The organism is Clostridium tarantellae, from assembly GCF_009295725.1.
Classification (GTDB): Bacteria; Bacillota; Clostridia; order Clostridiales; family Clostridiaceae; genus Sarcina; species Sarcina tarantellae.
This window is the reverse complement of sequence record NZ_WHJC01000551.1, coordinates 1-965: the sequence shown is the minus strand read 5'-3', so window position 1 is coordinate 965 and position 965 is coordinate 1. Positions and strand designations below refer to the sequence as shown.

The 965-nt window shown below is 23.7% G+C and carries 1 protein-coding gene; it reads right to left on the bottom strand.

The genetic code is table 11. The features are described 5' to 3' along the window. Positions 1-965: chymotrypsin family serine protease (locus GBZ86_RS17520; protein ID WP_170272309.1), on the bottom strand; the 965-nt coding region annotated here is incomplete at both ends.

Sequence of the window (965 nt, the reverse complement as noted above, 5' to 3'; positions counted from 1 at the left end):
ATTTAATATTGGATTAATTGGAGTTATAACATCATGTAGTACAGAAGAACCTATTAACAATCCTATAACTCTATTGTAATAATCTAAAACTAAACTACCAGAATCTCCAGGTTTACATATTTTTTCACAAGTTATACAGTTTTTAAAGGCAAATAAATAATTTTCAAATGTAACATTATAAATTCCATCTATAGAAGTAATAGTAGCTGTAGTAAGTCCTGTAGCTTTACCAATTTTTTTTATTTTTAAACCTACTTTAGGTTCTTTTATTCCTTTTATAGTTCCTATTTTATAAATTTCTTTATTATATGATGTATTAGAAGTTATTTTAGCAATGGCACAATCAGCATAATTAAATTCAATTTCTGAAAATTTATAACCTTGAGAATAAGTGTTTATTAAAGAATAATTTAGAAAGGTTTTTTTATATAAATAAGCAATTACTTTATTATATTGATTATTTGAAGTTTGAGTGTTTATAATTTTTTTTGCAGGTTGAATAATTGGAGTTCCCATAGGAAGTTTATTATAATTAGATAATACATGAGAAGAGCTTAATATATAGGGGGTATCACTTTCATTATCAAATACTATAGCGCCAAGAGTTCCTGTAGGAACAGGAGGTTCTGCTAAAGGACTAATTTCAAAACCAGATTGTATGGGTCTTTTAGCTTCTTTTAATAAAGCTATATCTTTTAAATTTTTGTTGCTAGAACCATTAAACTCAAAAACACCTGATTCAATAACATCTGTCTTAATTCCTTTAAAGATTTTAGGTATTATTTCATAATTTAATAATTTATTTGAAGGAATTTTTTCTTTTACAAATATTTGTAAACAAGGTTCTTTAGTATCTATATTATTAATTAGTTTATTTCCGAATGCCATACCAACTACATTTTTTTTATATAAAAAAGCAGTATAATAATTATTTATAATATCTATTATATAATTTTCTGTTAAAT